Here is a 25363-nt window from a genome sequence, read left to right as displayed (position 1 = left end):
GGGCGCGGTCAGCAATGACTGCGCCCTTTGCTATTTTAGGAGTGACTGCCGATCAACGCGCGGTGAAGCCGCCGTCCACCGGCAGCGCAACGCCCGTGATAAAGGAAGCATCGTCCGAACCAAGCCACAGCGCGGCATGCGCCACATCCTCGGCCTTGCAGAGACGGCCCATGGGCACCGCCGCCAAAAGCTTGGCCTCGTTGGCCGCAGCTTCCGCTGCGACGCCCGAGCGGCCGGTGAAACCGAGCTTCATCGGCGTATCCGCAAGACCCGGGCAGATCACGTTGACGCGGACTTGATCGGAAGCGAATGCCTGTGCCAGTGACTTGGTGAGGCCGACCACAGCGAACTTAGCAGCCGAATAGATCGGGCTCATCATGGAGCCGACAATGCCCGAGACCGACGAGGTGAAGATCACCGAGCCGCCGCCGCGCTTGCGCATGTGCTTGATCACTTCGCCGGCCGCCAGCGTCGCCGAGGTGACGTTGAGCGCCATCGCAAATTCATAGGCCGTGAGGTCGAGATTCTCGACGCCGGCCGGGCCCGGCGTGCCGGCATGGGCCCACAGGATATCGATGCCGCCGAGCGCTGCCGCGGCGTCATTGATTGAACTCTTCATCTGTTCGGTTTTCGACAGATCGGCCTCGATGGTGGTGAGCTCATAACCCAGCTTCTTCATGTCGGATTTGAGCTGCGCGAGCGCGTCCGCATTGACGTCAATGGCGGCGACCTTGGCGCCTTCCTTGAGGAACAGTTCGACGCCGGCGCGTCCCATGCCCGATGCAGCAGCGGTGACGGCGGCGAGTTTATTGGCGAGACGCATTCTGTTGTCCTTGTGATGGTTTTGATATCGCGGTTCAGAAAAAGAAAAACGCGCAGCGCGGGGTCACCGACATCTGCGCGTTCTCATCGTTCGTTGCTGCAGCCGTTACTTGATCAGCGGGCAACCGCCGTCCTTGAGCGGACGGAAGGCCGTGTCGGCCGGGATCGTCGCCAAAACATTGTAATAATCGTACGGCTTCTTCGACTCAGCGGGCTTCTTGACCTGGAGCAGATACATGTCGTGCAGCACGCGGCCGTCTTCACGCAGCGTGGTCTTGCCGAACAGCGGATCGTCGAACGTACCCATCTCGCGGATCGCCTTCACGACCGCCGCGCCATCCTTCGGCGAGCCAACCTTGGCGACCGCCTTCAGATAGGTGAGCGACGCCGAATAGGCGCCGGCCTGGTTCATACTGGGATAGCGACCGTTGTTGCGCTTGGCGAACCGCTCGCCAAAGGTGCGGGTCTGCTCGTTCAGATCCCAGTAGAAGCCCTCAGTGAGCTGCAGGCCCTGCGCCGTGTTGAGACCGAGAGAGTGGATATCCGAAATGAACATCAGCATGCCGGCGAGCTTCTGGCCCGCCTGCACGATACCGAATTCAGACGCCTGCTTGATCGCCTTGATGGTATCGCCGCCGGCATTCGCCAGTGCGATGACCTCGGCCTTGGAGGCCTGCGCCTGCAGCAGATAGGACGCGAAATCGTTCGAATCGGTCGGGTGCTTGATGCTGCCGAGCACCTTGCCACCATTGGCATTGATGACGGCTGTAGCATCACGCTCTAGCGAAGCGCCCAGCGCGAAGTCGACAGTAAGGAAGAACCAGCTCTTGCCGCCGGCCTTGGTCATGGCGTCGGCCGTGCCGTGCGCCAGTGCCCAGGTGTCATAGGTCCAATGCACCGAGTTCGGCGTGCAGGCCTTGCCCGTCAGGTCCGACGTGCCTGATGCCGTGAACAGCGCGACCTTGTTGAGCTCCGCTGTGAGCGGCGCGACAGCCAGCGAGGTGGCGCTGGTCGGAATGTCGACGAGGACGTCGACGCCTTCGGTCTCGTACCACTTGCGCGCGATGTTGCGCGCGATGTCCGGCTTGTTCTGCGGATCGCCCTGGATCACCTCGACCTTGAACTTGTCGGCGCCCGGAAGCTTGTTGAAATCCTCGACAGCCATCTTGGTGGCGTCGAACGAGCCCATGCCGCCGATGTCCGAGAAGATGCCGGACATATCGGCGAGGACGCCGAGTTTCACCGGCGTCTGCGCCGACGCCATCGGCGCGGACAGCAATCCGAGCGACAGCGCCACGGCTGACACGGCAACAGTATTGCGAATGGTCATCTATTCCTCCCCTGACAAATTCCATGATTCACCTGGCAAGACGCCAGCCCAGCGATCACGTGAATAATTCTTGTTTATGAATTTATAAGACCTATACGTGAATTGTAAGTCAAGACCAGCGTTGTCGATGTGGATGGCTTTCAAAGCCATTTCAGCGATACAGAGGCCAACCAGACCGTGCGGAAACGCGGACAGTTCGCCATTCGTGGCGTGCCCAAATGGAAGAACGAGAATTTCAATGCTGGTCAGACAAGCTGCCAACGTCCTGGAACTGATGGAGTATTTCGCCCGGCGCAAACGCCCCGCAACGCTCGCCGAAATTTCGGACGACCTCGGCTGGCCGCGCTCCAGTACGTTCAATCTCGTCGGCACCATCGCCGACAAGGGCTGGCTCTATGAGCCCCGTGCGCGCAACGGCTACTATCCCAGCCCCCGCTGGCTAATGCTTGCCCGCGCTGTCGCAGATGCCGAGCCGCTCCCGGACGCGGCCCATGCGCTGGTGACCGAAATCGCCGACCAGACCGGCGAAACGACCGGCGTCGCCGCCCTCGCCGGAACGTCAGCAATCTTCCTGGACGTCGTCGAGTCCACGCATTCGGTGCGCTACTTCGCGCAGATAGGCGACCGCGTTCCGGTCCATGCGAGTTCGGTGGGCCGCGCCATTCTCGAGCAGCATTCGCCCGAGGAACGCAAGGCGATCTATCGCAAGATCAAGTTCGAAGCCTTCTCCCACACGACACCGACAACGGCAGAGGCGATCGAGGACGAACTCAGAGAGGCGGCCGAGCGCGGCTATCAGCAAAGTTCATCGGAATATATCGCTGACCTCGCGGGCGTCGCCGTGCCCTTGCCGGTGCAACATCGCCGGTTGTCGCTCGTGGTTGCCGGTCCGACGTCGCGCTGCCTGACACGACGTCCCGAAACGGCAGCCATCATCCAGAAGCTGATACAGAGATTCGCATCCGAACTCGCGTCAAGCTAAGCCCCGCACAACGCGGCGAGCGCTGCGCTTGAGCCACAGACGTCGTTAGTTGCTGTTGTTGTTCTGGTTCGGGAATTCGACCGAATTGTTCTGCTTGCCGGTGCCGAATTCGAAGATCTTGCGGAACACGCCCGGTGCCATGGCCGAGATCGGATTGACGCGCAGCACCGGCGCACCGGGCGTACCGACGACTTCGTAAGTGACGCCGATCAGGCCTTCATTGCTGCCGCCGCCGAGAAACAATCCGACAATCGGAATCTGGCCGAACATGTTGTTCAGCCCATACATCGGCACAAAGGTGCCGCTCATCCGAACCTGGTTGAGCGGGTAATCGATGCTGCCTTCGATGGTCGCACCGACGGTCGGGCCTTTGACAACGCCGTCCCGAATGGTGAGCTGGCCGTTCTGCCGCGTAAACTCGGCACGCAATCGCGAGAACGCGACGCTGCTCTGCGCCGCGTTCTGCCCGCCTCCGGCGACGCTGGCCAGTTGCGCCTCGCCCTTGACGTTGAAGTCGCGGATGTTGATCAGGCCTTCCTTGGCGCGGGTATCCGACGACGGCGGATCCATCGCCAGTGCAAGCTGGCCTCCCGACATCTTGGAATAGGTGTCGGTCGCGCGCAGGAAAGCGCCGGCATCGTTGGTCTCGATATAGATGACGTCACGGCCCGCACCTTGGGAGCGTCCGCGCATATCGCCCGTCAGCGGCGTGTCGCGTCCAAGCTTTCCGCTCAGGGAGAATTTCTGGATCGTGCCGTTGCGCCGCGAAATCTTGGCATCGACGCTGCGAACCGCCTCGCCGTAGTAACCGGCAACAGCACCGAGCTTCACGTCAATATCGAAGTCGACCGATTTGGTTTTGCTCTTGGGATCCCCATCCTTGCCGGAAATCGCCGATTTCAGGAAGCCGCGACCGTCGAACACGTCGCCACGCATCGTGACTTTCAATACGCCATCCGGACCACGGTCAGCTTTCAACGACGTCTTGTCGCCCTCGGACGGTGAATAAGTCGGGAAGTTCACACCAACGAGGTCACCGTTCTGATCGACTTCGACGGAGCCCTTGATCGAAGCCCCACCGCCATCGACGACGATGTCTTCCAGACGGGTTGTGTCGCCCTTCTTCACGACGTTGAAGACAGCGCGAGCGCTCTTGCCGGGCAGCTTCATCCAGCCCGGCAGGATATTGTCGAGCTTCAACGGCGTCAGATCGGCGTCGACCCCGAGCTTGCTGTCACGGTCCCCGGAGCCAATCTTGCCGACAACCTTGATCGGGAGATTGCCGACCACCGCCGGTCCGAGGTCCACACCGAGCCGCGCGCGGCTTGCATCGTCGAGCGTCGCGTTGAGACGCACATCGGCATCGCCATCGGTCGGCTTGCGATAGTCGAGCGATGCCGCCTGCCCGTTGATCTTGACGTCACCCTTGACCTGATAACCCTGATTGTTCGCTGTGACCTTCAGCGAATTGGCTTCGAGCTTCTGGTTCATCACCAGCTTGTCCGCGGAAAATGCCGTCAGATCCGCGGTGATGTTGTAGGTCGTATCGGCCTTGGTCAGTTCGTGCTGGATCGGCATGCCCATGGCGACCTGAGCGGTCACATTGCCCTTGGTGGTCGCCGGGTCGAGCATGTTGCCGGTGACTTCGCTCAGACGGTTGGAGTTGAGGACATCGGCCACCGCCGCCACCGGTCCCTCCAGTTTGAAACGCACGCGAGCCGGCGAAGGCTTCGGCGCCATATCCGGAACTTCGAACACGATATCGCTGAGATTGAGCTTGCGTCCGCCCGCGGTCTCGGAGTTTGCCTGACCGATGGTCACGGTCGCGGTCCGTCCCGTTACGCGCGCGCGCAAATCGCCGTCGCGGATCACCGGCATGCCATCCACCGGACGTAGCGCCACGCCATTGGCGAGGATCTTCACCGACAGCCCCTCATCGGGGATTGGCGGCCCGCGCCGTGTCAGGTTCTTGGTTGGCGAATTGACCCCGATCTCGATGCTCTGAAGCTGTCCGCCCTCGATGCGTTCGGTAACCCATTCGCGCACTTCAGGCACGATCAGGATCGGCCACATGCGCTTGAGCGCCGAGGCCGACATCGGCGTTCCCGCAAAGCCGAGGGTCATGCGCGGCTCGCCCGCGTAGTCAATGCTGCCTGTGCCGGCGACCCCGATCTCGCCGTTGCTGATATTCGCCCGCGTCAGCAAAACCCGGCGGTTGTCGGAATCGAAACGCAAGCCGATGTCGATGCTGTTGAAGATCAGCGGCGCTTCGCCCGGACCTCCACCCAATACGATGGTGCCGCCGCTGATCCCTGCCTGCCACCAGTCGGTCGCGCCATTGGGGGGCTCGACATGGGCAAGCGAAGTGATGCGGTTCTCGCCGGACACGAACTTGAACGGCGCCAGCAGCACACGGCGGCCGGCATCCCACTCGACGCTCAGCTCCGCCTGATCGATCGGCATCGGATAATCAGGCGTATCGTTATCGATGATGTTTCCAGCGCCTGCAGTGAGCTTGCCGCGGAAATAGGTCGGGAGGCCGTCGCGCCCAATTTCGCCCCTCAACTCACCGGTCAGCGGCAGATCGGCGCTGTAAGTCAGATCCTTCATGCGCAGCGCGAGCAGGATATTCCGGGTCGAGACCTTGTCGGCGCGCAGACTGACCGCACGCACGCCATTGGCTGGCGCGCCGACCGTGACGCCGAGTGTCCATGGGGCCTTGCCGCCTTCGCCCACTGTCATCATGACGCCGCCGCCGCTCGGTCGGCGCAGGGTCAGGCTGATATTGTTGAAGTCCCACGTATTGCCGCGCTGCTGGTCATCAACCACCAGCTTGCCGTTCTTCAGACCGATCTCGTTGAGGTTCTGTCCGTCGAGGCCCGACAGGGTCAGGCTGTCGAGCCAATCGAGACCCGCAAGCAAGCCGGTGGATGCCTCGCGCTTGTCAGCAGGGGGCTGCGGAATCTGGACCATCGGCGGCTGCGGCTGCCGCGGGAAGGTCAGTTCCGGTTGTCTGCCCGGACCGAGCCACGACCCTGGTGTGCGCGGCGATGCGACACCCGTCGCAATCGGGCGAGCATTCTCGCCGGTCGACACCGTCACCTGCCCATCCGGCGTAATGCGCACAGCCAGCACGACATCGACCAGGTTGAGGCTTTCGGCGCGCAAGCGGCCCATCATCATGGCAGCAGCAGAGAGACGGACTTCGGCCTTCGGAGCACTGGCCACGACGGCGTGATCACGATCGCGGACGACAATGTCGCGGATACGCACAGCCATCCGGACCCGCCCGGCGCGTTCGATCTGCGTGCCGCCAACTTCGACCGTATTACCCTGCCCGATATTGTCCTGGATCGCCTCGACCAACCACGGTGTGGCCATGTCGAAATTGATCGGGCCTGCGCCCAGCCGAACCCACAAGGCGCCAAAGCAAACGCCAAAAATAATCAGAAGGATGCCAAGAACAGCCGCGATCCGCTTGACCCATCGACCGCCGGACAGCCAATCGCGAACCGCAACGAGCCGATCGCCGAAACGGTGCCAGCCACTATCTTTCTTGGACAACAAGCGGCGTGCACGGTGATGCCCGGCCTCGTCATGCTGATGATCCCAATCGGCATCATCCCATTGCAAGGACTCGTCATCGGCGCGCGATCGATACGCTTGTGGCGGCTTATTTCTGGCCATTGCCTCTCGGTGCTGGCGCTGACTATGAGAATGATCGTCACCGGCCCTTCGCGCATCGACAACCGACGAGCGCTTTTCTGCCGGCATCGCTGCCAATCCTCGGTTTGAATTATAACTCGTCGTGCGGTCGTTGCGGCGCCCCTATGGCGCACGGAACGTGTGTTGCGTCGAATCCTTTGTAACCATACTCCGAGACCAGCATATTTGGGCCAGCGCATTTGCACCGCAACGTGCCGCCACCCGATCGCCGGTGCTTTGCAATGTCATCACACTGAGCCGCTGAAAGCGACGAAAGGAAGGCGTATGTCCAAGAAATCGCGCAAGAATCCCTCGAAACGAGCCATCTGTACAGTGGCAGAAAACGCATCGGGCGCGAAAGCCGGATTGACGCTGGAAACTGCGGCCAAGCGCCTCGTCGGGCCCGCCGCGCAATTGAACCGCTGAACGCGAAGAAAGGAACATCCATGGCCAAGAAAGCCAGCAAGAAACCCGCCAAGGCCGCCGCCAAGAAAACGGCCAAGACTGCTTCTCCCTCGAAGGCGAAGAAGCCTGCCAAGGCTGCAACAAAGTCCCCAGCCAAAAAGGCTGCCGCCAAGCAAGCCAAGCCTGTGGCGAAAGCCGTGTCCAAGGCGCTAGCCAAGCCAGCCGCCAAAGTCGCGAAGGCTCCTGTCGCCAAAAAGGCTCCAGCGACTAAGACGATCGCCGCGAAGGCGTCGCCCAAAGCAGTTGCGGAGCCTGCGCCGCCCTCCGTGGCGGCACCGAAAGCAACTCGCGAGAAAATCGCACCGGCCCCTAGTGTCGCAGCCGAGGGGGCCAAGGCTCCGGCCTTCCAGTTGCCCCGTGACGGCGGCGCCACGGTCTCGCTGTCGGACTATGCTGGCCAGAAGCTGGTGATCTTCTTCTACCCCCGCGCCAGCACTCCGGGCTGCACCAAGGAAGCCATCGACTTCACCCGCCTGTCCGCCGACTTTCAGGCAGCCAACGCCGCCGTGCTTGGCGTCTCGGCCGACCCGCTAAAGGCTCAGGAGTCGTTCCGCGACAAGTTCGCGCTGGGAGTTCCGCTGCTGTCGGATGCGACACAATCGATGCTGAAAGCCTATGGCGCCTGGGGCGAGAAATCCATGTACGGCAAGACCTTCGAAGGCGTTCTTCGCACCACGGTTTTGATCGATGCAAAAGGCAACGTTGCGAAGATCTGGCACAGCGTCAAAGTGGACGGACACGCAGACGCGGTGCTCGAAGAGGCACGTCGGATTTGATCAATGTCATTTGCTCAAAATTAACCATGAAGGGCTCAAATCGCCTCCGTTGAGCCAGCCGACGAGTCTCCGGCTGGCATCAGGAGTGCTGATGTCGAACCGCCCTACCCAATATGCCGAGTACCCTCAGCACCACGCACATGACCATGGACGGCCACAGGCGCGCCGCGTCGGGCCGGTCAAGGCGCCGCCCCCGAAAGCCAATCAAAGCGACTATACGATTGCTCATGGCGGCAAGCAGGTCCGCATCGGACCTGTGGTGTTCTGGATCGTCGTCGGCACGGTGACCGTGCTGGGAGCATGGTCTGCGGCCACAGCCACTTACTTTGCCTTTCGCGACGACGTGCTGACCAAGCTCATCGCGCGTCAGGCTGACATGCAATATGCCTACGAAGATCGCATCGCCGAACTCCGCGCCAAGATCGACCGGACCACCAGCCGCCAGATGCTGGACCAGGAGCAGTTCGACCAGAAGCTCGATCAGGTCATGCGCCGGCAGACCACACTGGAATCGCGCGCCACGGCGCTCGGCACCATGCCCGATCTGTCTGTTACAGGTTCGATCGGCAAGCCGCCGGCCCGTGGCGCCGCGATCGAGCCTACGACATCGATCCCCAAGCCGTCGCCGATCAGCGACACGGTGACCTTCGTGGCGCCGCCGGATCGCGAAGCGCGGCTTGAGTCCCGCACGCCTGCGCTCACCGCCCAGCAACCCAACCAGTTCGCCAAACTCGGCGGCGTCGACAATGTGATTGGTCGCCTGCAGGCCTCGCTCGATCAGGTCGAGAGCCGCCAGATTGCGACACTCGCCGCGGCTGAAGAATCCATGGACTCGAAGGTTCGTCGCATGCGCGGCGCGATCTCGGACCTCGGGCTCAATATGGCGAAACTCGAATCCGCCACACCGCGCGCCCCCATGGGCGGCCCGTTTGTGCCGGTCAAATTGTCATCGAGCGCGGATCCGTTCGAACGCCAACTCTACCGCATCCACGTGACCCGCGCGCAGATGGACAAGCTCAACCGGACGATGGCGCTGGTGCCCTACCGCAAGCCGGTCGTCGGCGAAGTTGAATTCACCTCAGGCTTCGGCGTGCGCAGCGATCCGTTCCTCGGCCGCCCCGCAATGCATACGGGCCTCGATTTCCGCGGCGCCACGGGCGACCCGATCCGCGCCACGGCCAACGGCCGCGTCGTTTCCGCGGCCTATGCCGGCGGTTACGGCCGCATGGTCGAGATCGACCATGGCAACGGATTGTCGACCCGTTACGGCCATATGTCTGTGATCAACGTCAAGGTCGGCGATGTCATCAAGATCGGCCAGGTGATCGGCCAAGTGGGCTCGACCGGCCGCTCCACCGGTCCGCATCTGCACTATGAAACCCGGATTGACGGCGAGGCCGTCGACCCGCAGAAATTTCTCCGCGCCGGCGTGCGCCTCAACGCAGGCTAATTGCAGCATGCGGGGCATTGTTGCCCTGCCCTTGATGTGATTGAAGCGGGTCTCCGTCAATCCGAGGCAGCCCGTTGAAATCCCCCCGACGCATCGGTCCCCGTTTCCCCCGCCTCGGCCGGTTCTGTTTCCGCGCCACACGTCGGGTCGCGACCTGGGCGATGACGCTGGCAGGTTTTCACGCCAACGACTCCCATTTCACGGTCCGTCGCATCTCGGAGCTCCGCGCCAAGCTGGCGCGCGGCGAAACGATTCTGCTCGCCGGCCTCGGACTGCCCGGCACGCACAATTCCGGCGTGGCGCTGGTCGAAGTCACGCAGGCTCACGGTCCGCGCCTCATCGTCAACAACGAAGAAGAGCGATTCTCGGGCGACAAGCACACCACGCAATATCCGCGCGCCGCGCTCGATGCGATGCGCGTCACGCTGCAGGCGATGGGCCGTGATGTCGCCGATATCGATGCATGGCTGACGACCTGGGACTATCCCGATCTGCTCGGCACGCTGGTGCGAAGCATCGTCGAAGAACTTCCCGACGGATTGAAGCTGCTGCGCACCAAGAACTCCGTCAGCTTCGACGCACGACGGTTGGAGCAGATGACGCGGACCCCGAAACTGCTTCGCAAGCAATTCGGCCTGCCCGCGCGTGTCCCGCTGCTGATGATGCCCCATCACGACAACCACGCCTGGTTCTCCTTTGCCGCATCGCCCTTCCCCGATGACGAACCGGTCGCTATCGCCGTCCTCGACGGGACCGGCGATCAGGGCTCGATCTCGCTCTATGTCGCCGAGCACGGGGAGATGCAGCAGCTCTATTGCAACAACAGCGTCTTCGACTCCCTCGGCGCGTTCTACAGCGTGATCTCATCGACGCAGGGCGGCTGGACATGGCTCTCGAGCGAAGGCCGCTATATGGGCGCCGCTGCCTGGGGCGACATGGATCGCGCCAGCAATCCATACTACGCACGCTTGCGCGAGGTGCTCGACTTCGGCACCGATGGCGAGGTCCGGCTCAATCGCGCCATGGGTAACTGGTACTGCGATCCGTTCGAAGTACCCTACAAGCAAGCACTGATCGACATTCTCGGCGAGCCGCTCAAACCAGATCAGCTCTGGAATCCGGACGCCGTGCTGCGCGTCGAAGATATTCAGCATCGACCGGATACGCAGGATCGCCTCGACAAGGCCGCGGCCACGCAACTCGTCTTCGAAGATGCGATGAAGCACGTCGTCGATCATCTACTGCGCACCACCGGCGCGCATCGGCTGGTGCTCACCGGCGGCGTGGCACTGAACGCGCTCGGCAACATGCGACTGCTGCAGCATTTCGACGAAACATGGTTCCAGAAGGCGCAAGGTCGCGCGAAACGACTGCATCTGTGGATTCCACCGACACCCGGCGACCCCGGTGTGACCATCGGCGCGGCCTGGATGTTCGCGCATCTCATCGGCGCGCCACGCGGCGCCGCGATGACGCACGCGTTCTATTGCGGCGATGCGCCGACACAGAGCGACATCACCGCGGCACTGCAGGCTGACGACATCAAGACACAGACAATCGGCAATATCTCAACGCCTGAGGGCTGCGATGCAATTGCCGACCTGATGGCCTTCATGGTCGCTCAGAGCGGCATCATCGCGCTTTATCAGGGCGCGGCGGAGACCGGCCCACGTGCGCTCGGCCATCGCTCGATCCTCGCCAATCCCTGCGACGCCGGTACGCGCGAACGGCTCAATGAACGCGTGAAATATCGCGAGGCGATCCGCCCGTTGGCGCCGATGGCGACGCTTGACGCGGCGCACGAGTATTTCGATTTGCTGGAGGGCGGGTCTGACGCGAACTACAACGCCTACAATTACATGGTGCTGACGGCGCAATCGAAGCCGCATGCACGGGAGAGAATTCCGGCCGTTATCCATGCCGATGGCACCGGACGTATCCAGATCGTCCGCGCCGAGGACGATCCTCTCACTCATGCCTATCTCAAGGCACTCGGTCGCCATATCGGCGTCGAGCTGTCGGTGAATACCTCATTCAACGTCGCTGGCCCGATCGCACAGACGCCGCAGCAGGCCGTCGAGACCCTGCGCCGCTCGGCGGGTCTCGACGTGGTGCTGATGGTTGCAAGCGACGGTCAGGTGACTGCCGCCTGGCATGGCGGCACCCGCGACAGCGGCCGCTTCACGGCCTGGCTGTCAGAGTGGACACGCAGCCGCAGTTAGACCTTGCCGATCTTCCTTGCGACGGCAACCAGACGCGCGCTGTCCTTGGCCACGAACGCCGCGAACTCTTCCGAATCCTGATAGGCGGGCATGTTGCCGGCAGCCTCGAACGTCTTCGTGACTTCCGGATCGCTCATCGCCTGCTTCATGGTCTCGCGTAATTTGGTCACGACCGGTGCGGGCATTCCCTTCGGCGCAAACAGGCCGGCCCAGATGTAGAATTCGACATCGGGATAGCCCAGTTCCTTGAACGTCGGCAGATTCGGGAAGGCAGCGAGGCGTTCGCCGCCGAAGTTTGCGAGAACACGCAATGTCCCGGCATCCACATGTTGCTTGAGCGTGCCCGGCGCCGAGGCCAGTGCCTGGATTTGGCCGCCCAGGAGATCGCTGATCGCAGGCGTTGCGCCGCGATAAGGGACGTGGAGCAGCTTGATGCCAGCGGCGATCGCAAACATCTCCATCGAGACGTGCAACGTACCGAACGGGCCCGACGATCCGTATGATATCGCTCCGGGTCGCGCCTTGGCGTCGGCGACGAATTCCTGAATCGTTTTCCAGGGCGCACTAGCCGGCACCGCGAACAGGGTCGGATCCGCGAGCACGCGCGCGACCGGTTGCAATTGGTCGACCTCATAGGCGACCGGCCGGTCATAGATGCGATCCGACTCGGGCAGCACCGCAAGCGACGACAGCGTCATCAGCAGCGTATGCCCATCAGGCTGGGCGCGGGCAACGGTCGCGTTGCCGAGCGAGCCGCCAGCGCCGCTGCGGTTGTCGATGATGACCGGCTTGCCGAGGACCTTCTGCATATAGCTCGCGACCGGACGCGCGGCGATGTCGGCCTGCCCGCCAGCCGGAAATGGCACGACCATGGTGATGTTGCGGCTCGGCCAGGCTTCCTGCGCGCGTACACCCTGACCGGTCAAAGCGAGCGTCGACAAGCCCCCGAGGCCGGCAATGAAGTCACGACGTTTCATATTTGTCTCCCGTTTTGTTTTTGAGCAACGCATTGGTTTCAGTCGCATCCAGGGGACGACGCACCATCTCGGGAGACAGCGCCTGCGCGCCTTGGAGCTCTTTCAAAGCTCTAAGTTGCTGAAGCTCGCAGAATTGAGCGTGGGGCAGATGATGCCCCGCGCCTCTTCATCAAAACCGCAACCTGTGTAGGCTTAATCAGCCGACCGGGTTTTCGAGTTTGCCGATGCCGCTGACCTCGATCGTAACCACGTCGCCCTTCTTCAGGAAGCGCGGCGGCGTGAAACCGAGGCCGACGCCAGCCGGCGTTCCGGTCGCGATCAGATCGCCCGGCTCCAGCGTGATCCCTGCCGAGAGCGTCTCGATCAGCGTCGGAATGTCGAAGATGAGATCGGTCACCGACGCATCCTGGCGCTTTTCGCCGTTGACGGATGTCGTCAGTCGCATTTTCGTCGGGTCGGGCATCTCGTCAGCGGTCAGGATCGCCGGCCCCATCGGGCAGAAACCGTCGATGCCCTTGCCGATGAACCACTGACGATGCTTGTGCTGCAGCGTGCGTGCCGTTACGTCATTGATGATCGTGTAACCGAACACATGCGCCAGCGCGTCCTGCTTCTTGATGCCGCGGCCGCCACGCCCGATGACGACCGTCAGCTCGCCTTCGTAGTCGGTGCTGTCGGTCGGATCGAGATAATTCGGAATCGACTTGCCGGAACCGATCACCGTGCTCGACGGCTTCGTGAAGATGACTGGCGCTTCCGGCACGACTTCCTTTGCCGAGGAGTCGAAACCACTACCCGCGAATTCCTTCGCGTGCTCATGGTAGTTCTTGCCAACGCAAAACACGTTGCGTGCCGGGCGCGGGATTGGCGCAAGAAGCTCGACGCTGGCGATAGGAAGGGGGCCGCCCGCTGAAGCGGTGAGCGTACCCTTCAGGCTATCGAAATTGGCAATTAGCGCAATCATATCGGGGGCAACGTCGCGCGGCAGCGGCGAGACCTGAGTGAGCGCCTGATCTGCAATGCCGACCGTGGCCTGGCCCTCATGCAGGAAAGTAACAAGGTGCATTCTTCCTCCTGATATGTCTGCTTGTCCGGCGAACGGATCGCCGGCATCTTCTAAAGATACACCTATCTTCGATAGAAGATTTTGGCAAGCTGATCATCCCGGCTATTTATTCTTTAGAAGACGCACGCGGTCATCTGCCGCAGCAGGATGTGACATGGCGGGCAACGGCGCCTAAGATGGAATCACCGGCGGATTACATCCGCGAATGACATTGGAGCAGCACCCGATATGGCGAAACCGGCGACGCGGAAGGTCGTTCGTGAAGACCCCGTCAGTCGCGCATTCGGCGATCGGGTTCGCATATTGCGTGAACAGGCCAACCTGACCCTGGAGCAGTTCTCCAAGCAGTCCGGTGTCAGTCGGGCGATGCTGTCGAAAGTCGAGCGCGGCGAGAAGAGCCCGACGATCGGGGTCGCGCGACGTATCGCGCTGGCTCTGGAAACATCGTTCTCGACGCTGATGGGCGACGACGACGCGCCGCGCCGGGCCTTCGCTGTGGTGCGCAAGGATCAACGCCAGATCTTTCGCGATTCAAAGACGGGCTTCGAGCGCTTCCTGCTGTCGCCCGTCATGGCCGGCATGGCAGTGGAAGTCGTCCTGCATCACCTGCCCCCGAAAACCTCGACCGGCAAATTGCCCGCCTACCCGCAGGGCACATCCAAACACGTCCTTGCCACGCACGGACGCGTCACCGTGCGCACCAAGGATACCGAGACGGTTCTGGATGAGGGTGACTCGCTGTATTTCGAAGTCGACGTCGAGCACTGGTTCGAGAACAGGACTGCGCGTCGGTGTGAATACTACCTCGTGATTTCGGTGCCTCCGAGTTACGGACGACGCAGCGACGGCAAGGCCTAGCACACGTCCGCAAGTTTGAAGACCCTCGCTCACCTGCGAGCGAGGGACCTGTTGGCTAGCAGCCGATTTCAATCTGCCATACGATTACTTCTTCAGGCAGAGACCAACGGTTGGCGTCGTGGTGCACTTGGTGCCATCCGGTGCGCCGCCACTCGGGCAGACAACGGACACCAGCGTCTCCGTCGCCTCGCAGCTGATCGCGCCATCTGCCTGCACCGCGCGGAAGCTCACTGGTGCCGCATCGCCCTTGTCACCCTTGGCGCCGGGCGTGCCCTGCGGACCTTGAGGTCCCTGTGCACCCGCCTGCCCCTGCGCGCCGGGAATGCCCTGAACGCCTTGCGCACCCTGCGGACCGGCCGGCCCCTGCGCGCCGGTTTCGCCCTTCGGACCTGCTGGTCCGGGATCGCGGCCGCAGCCGCCCAGCATCAATGCAACGCCAACAGCAAGAATTGGAATGATCTTCTTCATGCCCCACACCCCGTTGAATTCGTGACACCGCGACATGCGGCGTCAGGATAAGCCAGCGCCGGATATTGAGTTCCGGCATGGGGATGATATCGGGTGAAAGGAAGAACGGAAGCGGCCACGCAGCGACGCGACTGTTTCAAGACGCCGCAGACTTTGGCGGGCGGTTAGCTTGCTCAGCCGTCACTCGGTTGCGAGATGAGCTCGATCATTTTGGCTTCGTCATCGTCGGGCGCGAAAGCCTTTGCCTTTTCATAGGCTTCAACAGCCGCCGCGCCGACCAGGGGCCTCGCCTGCAAAAGCTGCTCCGCCAATCTCACAGCATAGGCCGCATCCTTATGGCGCAATGCAGCGGTGAAGGATGCACTTGAATAATCGCGGGCCACCATCCGCGGCGCATGTCGCAGCACCTGTGGGCTTGCCGCGACGCCGCTCGCGATGGACTCCAGCACCAGCTTCATGTCCAGCCCGGCATGTTCTGCGATGGCCAGACCTTCGGCGAGCCCAGCGATATGGATTGCGCCCATCAGGTTATTGATCAGCTTGTAAACCGTACCCGATCCGACGGGGCCGAAATGCCGGATCGTCGATCCGATCGGCGCCAGGAACGGCCGGGCCTTGTCGAGGTCCGCAGCATCCGCGCCGACCAGCAGCGTGAGTTTGCCGCTCGCAGCCGCATCCGGCAGACCGGTGACCGGACTATCGATATAGATCAGGCCGCGATCCTGCAGCGCCTTGGCGAGGTCGAGCGCGTGCTGGTGCGACACTGTCGAACATTCGATCGCCAGCGCGCCCGCCTTCGCGGTTCGCCCGGCACCATCAATGCCGAGCCACACAGTCTGTGAAGCCTCGTCATCGGCGACCATCGTGACGATGGCATCGGCGCCTTCGGCTGCATCCGCCGGTGAAGCTGCCCAACGTGCGCCACGTGCGATCTGATCTTCTGCTTTCGCCCTGCTGCGATTCCAGACGGCAACGCTGAAGCCGGCTTCGAGATAGCAGCCGGCCATGCCGTGCCCCATGCGTCCCAAACCGATGAACGCAACATGGGGCATGGCTCAGTCCACGTCGTCGATTGCGCCTGGCGATGTGCCGAAGGCGCGCTGCGCCAGTGTCGCCGCCATGAACTCGTCAAGATCGCCGTCGAGCACGCCTGAGGTGTCCGACGTCTGCACGCCGGTGCGCAGGTCCTTCACCATCTGATAGGGCTGCAGCACGTAAGAGCGGATCTGGTGACCCCAGCCGATATCGGTCTTGGCAGCCTGATCGGCAGCAGCCTTCTCTTCGCGCTTCTTCAGCTCGATCTCATAGAGTCGCGCGCGCAGCATGTCCCAGGCCTGGGCCTTGTTCTTGTGCTGCGAACGGCCGGCCTGACAGACCACGGCCACGCCGCTCGGAATATGCGTGAGACGGACGGCCGACTCTGTCTTGTTGACGTGCTGACCGCCGGCGCCGCCTGAACGCATCGTATCGACGCGCACATCGGATTCGTTGATGTCGATCTTGATGCTGTCGTCCACGACCGGAAAGATCGCAACGCTTGAGAAGGAGGTGTGACGACGGGCGTTTGAGTCGTAAGGCGAGATACGCACCAGACGATGCACGCCGCCTTCGGTCTTCAGCCAGCCATAGGCATTGTGACCGGAGATCTGGATCGTCGCCGACTTGATGCCGGCTTCTTCACCCTGCGTTTCTTCGAGATACTCGATCTTAAAACCGTGCTTTTCAGCCCAGCGCGTATACATGCGCAACAGCATCGAGGCCCAGTCCTGGCTCTCGGTGCCACCGGCGCCGGCATGGACTTCCAGATAGGTGTCGAAGCGATCGGCCTCGCCAGAGAGCAGCGCTTCCAGCTCGCGGCGCGCGACCTCCTTCTTCAGCGCCTTGAGCGCATTCTCGGCTTCGGTCACCACGCCCTGATCGCCCTCGGCCTCGCCGAGCTCGATCATTTCGATATTATCGTCGAGTTCGCGCATGACCTTGCCGATGCCCTGAAGCGAATCCTCTAGCGAGGTGCGCTCCTGCATCAGCCGTTGGGCCTTTTGCGGGTCGTTCCAGAGATTGGGGTCTTCGGCGAGAGCGTTCAGCTCTGCAAGTCGTGCCGTGGATGCATCGACGTCAAAGATGCCTCCTCAGCAGCCCGACTGACTGCTTGATCTCTTCTACGAGGCGTTCGATTTCAGCGCGCATGGAAACTCTGATCTGGCGGCATCAGCCGCAATACGAATGGTGATCGGGATGTAGCGGCGTGCGCGGCAAAGCGCAATCCGCAAGGATCTGCTGTGGGTCAGGTGAGCCTCAATACAGCCCGCCCGTTCCCGGTCGCATGAAACTGCGGTCGGTTTCCGGCGACACCGAGAGCGAACGACCATCCGCATCGGCGACACCGATCACAGAATAGTTGTCCGGCGGCGCGGTGCCCGGCTTGAAGGCCTCAAGGATGGTGCGGCCGCCATCGCCCGGTCCGGCGCGCATGCCCGACTTGGCGTCGACGCGGATCAGCTTGATGCCGGCAGGCACGCGGAACGGCACTGCCGGCTTGTCGGCGAGCGCAAGCTTCATGAAGTCCTTCGCGATCGGCGCAGCCAGCGCACCGCCGGTGGCCTTGTTGCCGAGGTTCCGGGGCTTGTCGTAACCGACATATATACCGACCACGACGTCAGGCGAGAAGCCGATGAACCAGGCATCCTTCTCGTCATTGGTCGTGCCGGTTTTGCCGGCGATCGGCTTGCCGACTTCGCGGAGCACGGTCGCGGTGCCACCCTGCACGACGCCTTCCATCATCGAGGTGATCTGGTAGGCGGTCATGGCGTCGAGCACCTGCTCGCGGCGATCGACCAGCTGCGGCTCGGCCTGATTCTTCCAGCCTTCCGGCGCGTCGCAGCCGCGGCATTCGCGCTGGTCATGCTTGAAGATCGTATGGCCATAGCGGTCCTGAATACGGTCGATCAGCGTGGATTTCACGCGGCGGCCGCCATTGGCGAACATCGAATAGGCCGTCACCATCCGCATGACGGTCGTTTCACCGGCGCCGAGCGCGTAGGACAGATAATTCGGCAATTCATCATAGACGCCGAACCGCTTGGCATATTCGCCGATCAGCGGCATGCCGACGTCCTGCGCCAGTCGCACTGTCACAGTGTTCAGCGAGCGCATCAATGCATTACGCAGGGTCACGGGGCCGAAGTACTTGCCGGTCGAATAGTTTTCCGGACGCCACACCCCGGCGCCCTGCCCCTGATCGATCTCGATCGGCGCGTCGACCACGACGGTGGACGGCGTGTAGCCATTGTCCATCGCTGCCGAATAGACCAGTGGCTTGAAGGATGAGCCGGGCTGACGATAGGCCTGCGTGGCGCGGTTGAACTGGCTCTGGTCGAACGAGAAGCCGCCGACCATGGCAAGCACACGTCCGGTCAAAGGATCCATCGCAACCATGGCGCCGGACACTTCCGGATACTGCCGCAGCCGGAACTGGCCTTCGACGACCGAGCCGTCCTTGTTTGTGAGCGGATCGACATAGATCACGTCGCCAGCGGCCAAAACCTGCGACACGGCCGTCGGTGTTTTGCCCTTCGTCGGTCCGGCCGCGGGCTTGGCCCAGCGCACGCCGTCCAGCGTCAGGATGCCGGTCTGGCGATCCTTGAGCACGGCGCCGCCGAGTTCACGGCCCGGCTGGAAGCCGATCCGTGCCGACTGATCGCTGACATCCAGCACGACCGCGAGCTTCCACGGCGCGATGTCGGACAGCGCTTTGACCTCGGCGAGCTTCACGCCCCAGTCGCCGGAAATATCGATCTTGTTGGTCGCCCCGCGCCAGCCACGCACCTCGTCGAAATTGATCAGGCCGTTGGTCATGGTCTTGCGCGCCATTACCTGCAGCTTGGGATCGAGCGTGGTGCGGACCGAGAGACCGCCTTCATAGAGCTTCTTTTCGCCGTAGCGTTCCAGGATGTCGCGGCGCACTTCCTCGGCAAAATACTCGCCGGCAAAGATGTGACCCGAACTGTTGCGGCCGGTGACGCTCAGCGTCTCCTTGCGCGCCTTGTCGGCATCGGCCTGCTTGATCCAGCCGTTCTCCAGCAGACGATCAACGACATAGTTGCGGCGCTCGATGGCACGGTCGCGGTTCTTGATCGGATGCAGCGACGACGGCGCCTTCGGCAAAGCTGCGAGATACGCCGCTTCCGACACGGTCAGTTCGTTCACCGACTTGTCAAAATAGACCAGCGAGGCGGCGGCGATGCCATAGGCACCGAGGCCGAGATAGATTTCGTTGAGATACAATTCGAGAATCTTGTCCTTCGAATAGGTGCGCTCGATGCGCATCGCCAGCAAGGCTTCCTTGATCTTGCGGGTAAAGGAGACCTCGTTGGTCAGAAGGAAGTTCTTCGCAACCTGCTGCGTGATCGTCGACGCGCCCTGCGGCCTGCGGTTGGAGCCAAGGTTCTGCGCGTAAAGCACCATCGCGCGCGCCATGCCCGAATAATCGAGGCCACCATGCTCGTAGAAATTCTTGTCTTCGGCCGCGAGGAACGCGTTGATCACCAGCTTCGGCACGGCCTGAATCGGCAGATAGAGCCGGCGCTCCTTGGAGTATTCGCCAAGCAGTGCACCGTCCGCCGCATGGACGCGCGTCATGACCGGCGGCTCATAATCCTGAAGCTGCGAATAGTCTGGTAAGTCCTTGGAATAATGCCAGATCAGCCCGGCTGCGGCGGCGACGCCCACCAGGAACACCACGGTTCCTGCAGCGAACAAGAAACCCAGAAACCGCACCAGCAGACGCATTATCGACGATCCGTTTCAATCGCTGTGCCGCAATATACCATACGGCGGCCCCCATGGGCGCGAAGTCAGCAACAAGTCCCGCGGCAAAAATCAGCAAGGAGACAACCCGAAATGGCCGTCAGTCTTGACCGATTCTGACAGCCACACGGAAATTTTTATAGAGCTCCGGCTGTGGCCAAACTAGGGCTTTCATACTGAAGGCCGGGGCTTTCGTACTGAAAGATTTGTCATTTTCAGTTCCGGTCGTCAGTTTCCCGGGCCGGCAGAGACCATCCGCTTGGAGAAGAACCCGTCGATCGCCTTGGCGACCGCCCCGACAGTCTTGGAGCGCCAGTTCTCGGACATCAGTTGCTGGAGATCGTCTTTGTTAGACACGTAACCCAGTTCGATCAGCACCGAGGGGACGTCCGGGGCCTTGAGCACGCGGAAACCTGCCGATTTCAGGGGATGCTTGTGCATCCGCGCCGTGGTCTTCATCTCGCCCACCACAAGCCGGGCAAAGCGGTTTGAGAAGGTCCGGGTTTCGCGCTGCGCCAAGTCGATCAGAATGTCGGCAACGTCGGTTGGCTCTTCCGTCAGATTGACGCCGGCGATAGCGTCGGCCTTGTTTTCCGAGTCTGCCAGCCGCTCCGCCTCCGCGTCGGAGGCCTTGTCAGACAGTGTGTAAACGGTGGCGCCCTGCGCATCCCCCTCGCCACGCGGCAATGCGTCGGCATGGATGGAGACAAACAAGGCAGCCGACTGGTTGCGCGCCACCTTCACCCGTTCATCCAGGGGAATGAACGTATCGTCGGCGCGGGTCATCACGATGCGGTATTTGCCGAGCTTCTCCAGACGATCACGCAGGGCCAAACCGAAACCCAGCACGATCCCCTTCTCGCTCTCGCCGCCGGCCTGGGTGCCGTTGTCGATGCCGCCATGACCGGGATCGATCACGATGACTGGACGGGCGTCCGGCGCGGCATCGGGCACGGCGCTGGCGACCACCTTGGTGGCAACCGGAGACGCCGCAGCAGTCGTTCCGACGGCCGGTCGCAGATCCGGGCGATTCTCAACCGCCAGCGCCTGTACGAATGTGGTGCGATCGACCGATTCGAGTTCGATCACCATCCGCGCCGGCTGCCCGTTGGCGGGATCGAGCGCGTAGGAATTCTTGATCTTGGCTGGTCCGGTCAGGTCAAACACCATGCGCGACCCGCCCGGCATCACCAGACCGTAGCGGAACGCCTTGATCAGGCCGCGGGAGACCGTCCCGGCGCCGGGATCGAGATGGAAATTGACCTGGGGAAGATCGATGACCACCCGATATGGGTCAGCCAGCGCAAAGGCACGCAGCGGGATCTTCCGGTCGAGATCGAGAATGAAACGGGTCTGTTTCTCGTCACCGGCGATGCGCACGTCGGAGGCGATCGGGAATACACCCTCCACTTCCGCGCGTGGCGTCTCGCCGGCGGCCTGGGCGGAGTTCGGACACCAAAACAGCCCAAAACCGGCACTGAAGAGCACCGTGGCCAGCCTGACGATGTGGTTTGCGCGGCTCGTCAACGAATCCACTGCCTCCGAAGCAGCCCCTCATTAACCCAATAGGATTGCAGGGTTAACCGGAGCTTAAGTCGGCCATATCGAATAAGCCTGAGTGTTGCAGCCTTGTGACGCTTCCCTTGCATGCGCCCCCCATTCCTCGTATGTACGAAGAGCTGACGGTTTAACTCCCGGTTGTGTCGCGTTCAGCCTCCCGGTGCAACGCTCGTTCCCCCGATCATCTATCGGTGGATCCAGCGTTTTCCGGCCTCCTCTCTACAACCAGCGCAGCGCGCGGTTGCCCAGAGAGGCGGTCTTAGCCCAGGCGGTGTCCGGTCCCAGGTCCTTTCTCGCTCCCGGGGCGGCTTTAGACACTTCATGACCGATTATTCCGGCCTTACGGGCGGAGTATGCGACAGCCGGTGACCGCGTTCTGCGGCGCGCCGGACGTCAGCAAAAGGCGGCGCCTTTGCCGCCAAGATGTTCAGACGGGCCGACGCTTGATGCGCCAGACTGTGATGCCGACCGAGACCCAGGTGGGAACTATGCCGATGCGAGGCCCAAGCCTCGCGCGTCGCCCCGCACTGACCTCGCGATCGGCACGGCGTTCAGGGCTGTGTATCGGCCTTCCCCTCACCCCCGAATCAGGTGGACCGTTGCGTCACCCGGCCGCGCGATACGCGCTTGCCGCCACGCACGCCGTCCGCCTCCATGAGCTTCCAAATGCCAAACAAAATGTTGATCGATGCGACCCACCCGGAAGAGACCCGGGTTGTCGTGGTTCGCGGCAATCGCGTCGAAGAGTTTGATTTCGAGACTGCGCAGCGCAAGCAGCTTCGCGGCAATATCTACCTCGCCAAGGTCACGCGCGTCGAACCGTCGCTGCAGGCCGCCTTCATCGAATACGGTGGCAACCGCCACGGCTTTCTCGCTTTCAGCGAAATTCATCCGGACTATTACCAGATCCCGGTCGCCGACCGTCAGGCGCTGATCGAGGCGGATGAACGGGCCCATCGCGAAGCTGAGGAAGAGACCGAAAACCGCTCCAACCGTAAGCGCTCGCGTCATCGCAACTCCCGTCGCCGCGACCGTGGCGAGCGGGTGCAGAGCGATGTCGTCGATGCGACAGCGATCGATCCGTCGCAGGCCGAACAGCCGCGCGATCCGGCCTTCGAGGTCCACAGCCATACCCATGATGACGGGCACCACGCTGCCGATCACGACCATCATGACCATGACGGTCACGAGCACACCCACGCGCATGAGCACGCCGAAGGCGATCATGCGCACGACCATGAACATCACGATCATGCCCCCGCGCCGGTCGCGTCCGAGAGCGTCGCTGCCGAAGCTGCGGCTCCCGAGGTCGTCGTGTCCGAGGTCGTTGCATCCGAGCCTGTGACCGAACAGCCTGTTTCGACAGGCTTCTCGCCTGCTCGGGTCGAAGCCGTTGCGGAGACGCCGGCGCCAGTTACCGCCGAAGCGCATGATGATCACGCGCATGACGAACAGATTCAGGCCGCTCACGCCGAAGAGAACGCGGCGCATGCCGAGGACGTTCACCACGAAGAGCGTGCCGAGGGTGAGCACACCGCTGCCGCTGACAGCGACGAACACGACGACGAGGAAGACGAAGACGACGGCGAGGAAGAAGCCGAAGAGGATCAGGTCGAATCCGTCGGCGGTGACGACGTTCTCGAGGAAGTCCCCGAGCGCGCCTTCCGTCCGCGTCGCCAGTACAAGATCCAGGAAGTCATCAAGCGTCGCCAGGTCATGCTGGTGCAGGTCGTCAAGGAAGAGCGCGGCAACAAGGGCGCTGCGCTGACCACCTACCTGTCGCTCGCCGGCCGCTACGCCGTGCTGATGCCGAACACTGCCCGTGGCGGCGGCATCTCGCGCAAGATCACCTCGGCACAGGATCGTTCGCGTCTCAAGGAAGTGGTGTCGGACCTCGACGTGCCGGAAGGCATGGGGATCATCCTGCGCACCGCCGGTGCCTCGCGCACCAAGCCGGAAATCAAGCGCGATTTCGAATACCTGATCCGGATGTGGGAAACCGTCCGCGACATGACGCTGAAGTCGCAGGCCCCAACCCTCGTCTATGAGGAAGGCTCGCTGATCAAGCGTTCGCTGCGCGACCTCTACAACAAGGAAATCGACGAAATTCAGGTCGCTGGCGAAGCCGGCTATCAGGAAGCGCGCGACTTCATGCACATGTTGATGCCGAGCAATGTGCGCGCGGTGAAACAGTATCGCGACGGCCAGCCGCTATTCTCGCGCATGGGCGTCGAGAGCCAGTTGGACGCGATGTTCTCGCCGACCGTGCAGCTCCGCTCCGGTGGCTACATCGTCATCAACCAGACCGAAGCCTTGGTTTCGATCGACGTGAACTCGGGCCGTTCGACCCGCGAGCACCACATCGAAGATACCGCGCTGAAAACCAATCTCGAAGCGGCCGAGGAAGTGGCGCGTCAGCTCCGCCTGCGCGATCTCGCCGGTCTGATCGTGATCGACTTCATCGACATGGACGAGAAGCGCAATAACCGCGCTGTCGAACGCAAGATGAGCGACTGCCTGCGCCAGGATCGCGCGCGCATTCAGGTCGGCCGCATCTCGCATTTCGGCCTGCTCGAAATGTCGCGCCAGCGCATCCGCGCCAGCGTGCTGGAAAGCTCCACGGATATCTGCCCGCATTGCGGCGGCAGCGGTCATGTCCGTTCGGTGTCGTCGGTGGCCCTGCAGTTGCTGCGCGGTCTCGAAGAAATCCTGATGAAGGGCGCCACGCATAACCTGATCGTGCGCACCCGCACCGATGTCGCGCTCTATGTGCTGAACCACAAGCGTGGCCATCTGCGCGATCTCGAAAACAGCTTCAAGGTGACACTCGCCGTCATCGCCGATCCGAATGTCAGCGGTCAGCAGTCCTTCGTGATCGACCGCGGCGAACAGGTCCACACGCTGGAAGCTGCCAAGGCACTTCTCGCGGCGCAGGTCGCAGCCTTCCCGCCGCCGCTGGAAGAAGAACCCTTCGACGACGAAGATCTGTTCGAGACGGAAGCCGAGATCGAAACCGAGGAGACCGAAGGTCTCACCGACGACGATACCTCGGGTGAAAGCGCCACCGGCGATGCAGACAGCGATGGGCGCAAGCGCAAGCGCCGTCGGCGCCGTCGTGGTCGCTCCGGTGAGGCACGCGAAGGCGGCGCTCCCGGTCGCGAGGGCGGCGATCTCCAGAACGCCGCTGAAGGCACGGTCGAAGGTAACGTCGAAACCGTTGGCGACGACAGCGAAGGTGAAGACGACGAGGCCGACGATCAGCCTCGTGAGGCCCGTGCCGATCAGCCGGCCGATGGCGAGCGTCGCCCGCGTCGCCGTGGCCGTCGCGGCGGACGCCGCCGGCGTGGCGGTAACGACGAAGGTCTGGCCGGATCGATCGCCGATGAACTCGGACCGACGCAGACCTCGGAAGCCAGCGATGCCGTGGCCGATCTCGAAGGTCAGGACACGCGCCACGACGCACAGCCGCACCAGTACGCAGCTTCGGACACCGTGACGTCCTATGCAGCGCCACAGCCAGAGGCCGAACAGAGCCGTCACAACGCCGTGCCAATGTTCGCTCCAGCCGTGCCCGAGCCGACGCCGATCGCTCCTGCTCCCGTCGCAGCACCTACCCCCGTGCAGGAAGCCGCGGCACCGCAGGAAGATGACAAAGCCGCAGCCCGCCGCCGCTCGACGGTCCGCGAAAAGGTCAACTTCGGTTCGACATCTCCGGAGCCACAGCCCGCGGCAGCGCCCGTCGCTACAGCCCCGGAGCCGGCACCTGCTCCAGCCGCTGCACCGGCCCCCGCGGTCGAAAGCCAGCCGCGTAAAGCCGGCTGGTGGTCACGCGTCCTCGGCAACGACTAAGCGCTCTCAACGCAACAACGAAAAGCC

General features: G+C 62.5%; 18 protein-coding genes. 8 read left to right on the top strand and 10 right to left on the bottom strand.

From position 1 onward, the window contains the following. Window positions 1-52: 52 nt before the first annotated feature. Window positions 53-823: an SDR family NAD(P)-dependent oxidoreductase gene (locus AC1DUY_RS01120; RefSeq protein ID WP_478111736.1), complete on the bottom strand. Its 771-nt coding sequence runs from the start codon at window positions 821-823 to the stop codon at window positions 53-55. Window positions 824-928: 105 nt separating this feature from the next. Beyond that, window positions 929-2152 (bottom strand): ABC transporter substrate-binding protein, encoded by a 1224-nt coding sequence (locus AC1DUY_RS01115; RefSeq protein ID WP_175368902.1) that lies wholly within the window; start codon window positions 2150-2152, stop codon window positions 929-931. Window positions 2153-2390: 238 nt separating this feature from the next. On the opposite strand from AC1DUY_RS01115, the gene AC1DUY_RS01110 reads away from it, so the two are divergent. Next, on the top strand, window positions 2391-3134 hold the full coding sequence (locus AC1DUY_RS01110) for an IclR family transcriptional regulator (RefSeq protein WP_175368901.1): 744 nt from the start codon (window positions 2391-2393) through the stop codon (window positions 3132-3134). A gap of 45 nt (window positions 3135-3179) precedes the next feature. On the opposite strand, the gene AC1DUY_RS01105 is transcribed toward AC1DUY_RS01110, so the two are convergent. Continuing rightward, a complete protein-coding gene (locus AC1DUY_RS01105) occupies window positions 3180-6413 on the bottom strand; it encodes a YhdP family protein (protein WP_478111733.1) in 3234 nt (1077 codons plus the stop codon). Here AC1DUY_RS01105 and AC1DUY_RS01100 point away from each other — a divergent pair. The 5 genes from AC1DUY_RS01100 (at window position 6369) to AC1DUY_RS01080 (ending at window position 11752) form a co-directional block, all read left to right on the top strand. After that, a complete protein-coding gene (locus AC1DUY_RS01100; RefSeq protein ID WP_478111731.1) occupies window positions 6369-6929 on the top strand; it encodes a hypothetical protein in 561 nt (186 codons plus the stop codon). The genes AC1DUY_RS01105 and AC1DUY_RS01100 overlap by 45 nt on opposite strands. 195 nt (window positions 6930-7124) lie before the next feature. After that, a complete protein-coding gene (locus AC1DUY_RS01095; protein WP_478111729.1) occupies window positions 7125-7265 on the top strand; it encodes a hypothetical protein in 141 nt (46 codons plus the stop codon). 20 nt (window positions 7266-7285) lie between these two features. After that, window positions 7286-8080 (top strand): peroxiredoxin, encoded by a 795-nt coding sequence (locus AC1DUY_RS01090; protein WP_478111727.1) that lies wholly within the window; start codon window positions 7286-7288, stop codon window positions 8078-8080. Window positions 8081-8171: 91 nt separating this feature from the next. Then, complete coding sequence (locus AC1DUY_RS01085) at window positions 8172-9530, top strand: M23 family metallopeptidase (RefSeq protein ID WP_093759081.1); 1359 nt, start codon at window positions 8172-8174, stop codon at window positions 9528-9530. 161 nt (window positions 9531-9691) lie between these two features. Beyond that, the gene (locus tag AC1DUY_RS01080; protein WP_478111725.1) at window positions 9692-11752 is read left to right on the top strand and encodes a carbamoyltransferase C-terminal domain-containing protein; all 2061 of its coding nucleotides are present in this window, start codon (window positions 9692-9694) and stop codon (window positions 11750-11752) included. Here AC1DUY_RS01080 and AC1DUY_RS01075 read toward each other — a convergent pair. Then, a complete protein-coding gene (locus AC1DUY_RS01075; RefSeq protein ID WP_089264130.1) occupies window positions 11749-12729 on the bottom strand; it encodes a tripartite tricarboxylate transporter substrate binding protein in 981 nt (326 codons plus the stop codon). The genes AC1DUY_RS01080 and AC1DUY_RS01075 overlap by 4 nt on opposite strands. Before the next feature lie 196 nt (window positions 12730-12925). Then, window positions 12926-13795 carry a fumarylacetoacetate hydrolase family protein gene (locus AC1DUY_RS01070; protein ID WP_478111722.1) on the bottom strand — a complete coding sequence of 290 codons (870 nt, stop codon included), beginning with the start codon at window positions 13793-13795 and terminating at the stop codon, window positions 12926-12928. Window positions 13796-14023: 228 nt separating this feature from the next. Here AC1DUY_RS01070 and AC1DUY_RS01065 point away from each other — a divergent pair, with 228 nt between their 5' ends. Then, on the top strand, window positions 14024-14653 hold the full coding sequence (locus AC1DUY_RS01065) for a helix-turn-helix domain-containing protein (protein ID WP_441277413.1): 630 nt from the start codon (window positions 14024-14026) through the stop codon (window positions 14651-14653). 84 nt (window positions 14654-14737) lie between these two features. On the opposite strand, the gene AC1DUY_RS01060 is transcribed toward AC1DUY_RS01065, so the two are convergent. The 5 genes from AC1DUY_RS01060 to AC1DUY_RS01040 form a co-directional block, all read right to left on the bottom strand. Beyond that, window positions 14738-15121 (bottom strand): hypothetical protein, encoded by a 384-nt coding sequence (locus AC1DUY_RS01060; protein ID WP_116662286.1) that lies wholly within the window; start codon window positions 15119-15121, stop codon window positions 14738-14740. A gap of 173 nt (window positions 15122-15294) precedes the next feature. Next, a complete protein-coding gene (locus AC1DUY_RS01055) occupies window positions 15295-16173 on the bottom strand; it encodes an NAD(P)-dependent oxidoreductase (RefSeq protein ID WP_478111719.1) in 879 nt (292 codons plus the stop codon). A gap of 3 nt (window positions 16174-16176) precedes the next feature. Then, window positions 16177-17308 (bottom strand): peptide chain release factor 2 gene (gene prfB / locus AC1DUY_RS01050; protein ID WP_139285829.1). Its coding sequence is split into 2 segments (ribosomal slippage): window positions 16177-17238 and window positions 17240-17308, totalling 1131 coding nucleotides; the frame shifts between segments, so codons are not numbered across the junction. Between the two features lie 108 nt (window positions 17309-17416). Next, the gene (locus tag AC1DUY_RS01045) at window positions 17417-19909 is read right to left on the bottom strand and encodes a penicillin-binding protein 1A (protein ID WP_175368894.1); all 2493 of its coding nucleotides are present in this window, start codon (window positions 19907-19909) and stop codon (window positions 17417-17419) included. 246 nt (window positions 19910-20155) lie between these two features. Beyond that, window positions 20156-21454 (bottom strand): N-acetylmuramoyl-L-alanine amidase, encoded by a 1299-nt coding sequence (locus AC1DUY_RS01040; RefSeq protein WP_439077241.1) that lies wholly within the window; start codon window positions 21452-21454, stop codon window positions 20156-20158. Window positions 21455-22153: 699 nt separating this feature from the next. Between AC1DUY_RS01040 and AC1DUY_RS01035 the strand changes: the two genes are divergently transcribed. Continuing rightward, window positions 22154-25336 carry an Rne/Rng family ribonuclease gene (locus AC1DUY_RS01035; protein ID WP_478111716.1) on the top strand — a complete coding sequence of 1061 codons (3183 nt, stop codon included), beginning with the start codon at window positions 22154-22156 and terminating at the stop codon, window positions 25334-25336. Window positions 25337-25363: the final 27 nt, after the last annotated feature.

The organism is Tardiphaga sp. P4_G1, assembly GCF_056401215.1.
Note: the sequence above shows the minus strand (reverse complement) of the source record. Positions and strands in the feature narration are given on the sequence as shown.

Bases quoted from the DNA above. Each gene is read 5' to 3' on its own strand.
- AC1DUY_RS01070 (WP_478111722.1), bottom strand. From the start codon at position 13,795: ATGCACCTTGTTACTTTCCTGCATGAGGGCCAGGCCACGGTCGGCATT.
- AC1DUY_RS01120 (WP_478111736.1), bottom strand. From the start codon at position 823: ATGCGTCTCGCCAATAAACTCGCCGCCGTCACCGCTGCTGCATCGGGC.
- AC1DUY_RS01105 (WP_478111733.1), bottom strand. From the start codon at position 6,413: ATGGCTGTGCGTATCCGCGACATTGTCGTCCGCGATCGTGATCACGCC.
- AC1DUY_RS01090 (WP_478111727.1), top strand. From the start codon at position 7,286: ATGGCCAAGAAAGCCAGCAAGAAACCCGCCAAGGCCGCCGCCAAGAAA.
- AC1DUY_RS01085 (WP_093759081.1), top strand. From the start codon at position 8,172: ATGTCGAACCGCCCTACCCAATATGCCGAGTACCCTCAGCACCACGCA.
- AC1DUY_RS01055 (WP_478111719.1), bottom strand. From the start codon at position 16,173: ATGCCCCATGTTGCGTTCATCGGTTTGGGACGCATGGGGCACGGCATG.
- AC1DUY_RS01060 (WP_116662286.1), bottom strand. From the start codon at position 15,121: ATGAAGAAGATCATTCCAATTCTTGCTGTTGGCGTTGCATTGATGCTG.
- AC1DUY_RS01035 (WP_478111716.1), top strand. From the start codon at position 22,154: ATGCCAAACAAAATGTTGATCGATGCGACCCACCCGGAAGAGACCCGG.
- AC1DUY_RS01095 (WP_478111729.1), top strand. From the start codon at position 7,125: ATGTCCAAGAAATCGCGCAAGAATCCCTCGAAACGAGCCATCTGTACA.
- AC1DUY_RS01110 (WP_175368901.1), top strand. From the start codon at position 2,391: ATGCTGGTCAGACAAGCTGCCAACGTCCTGGAACTGATGGAGTATTTC.
- AC1DUY_RS01080 (WP_478111725.1), top strand. From the start codon at position 9,692: ATGACGCTGGCAGGTTTTCACGCCAACGACTCCCATTTCACGGTCCGT.
- AC1DUY_RS01065 (WP_441277413.1), top strand. From the start codon at position 14,024: ATGGCGAAACCGGCGACGCGGAAGGTCGTTCGTGAAGACCCCGTCAGT.
- AC1DUY_RS01045 (WP_175368894.1), bottom strand. From the start codon at position 19,909: ATGCGTCTGCTGGTGCGGTTTCTGGGTTTCTTGTTCGCTGCAGGAACC.
- AC1DUY_RS01115 (WP_175368902.1), bottom strand. From the start codon at position 2,152: ATGACCATTCGCAATACTGTTGCCGTGTCAGCCGTGGCGCTGTCGCTC.
- AC1DUY_RS01075 (WP_089264130.1), bottom strand. From the start codon at position 12,729: ATGAAACGTCGTGACTTCATTGCCGGCCTCGGGGGCTTGTCGACGCTC.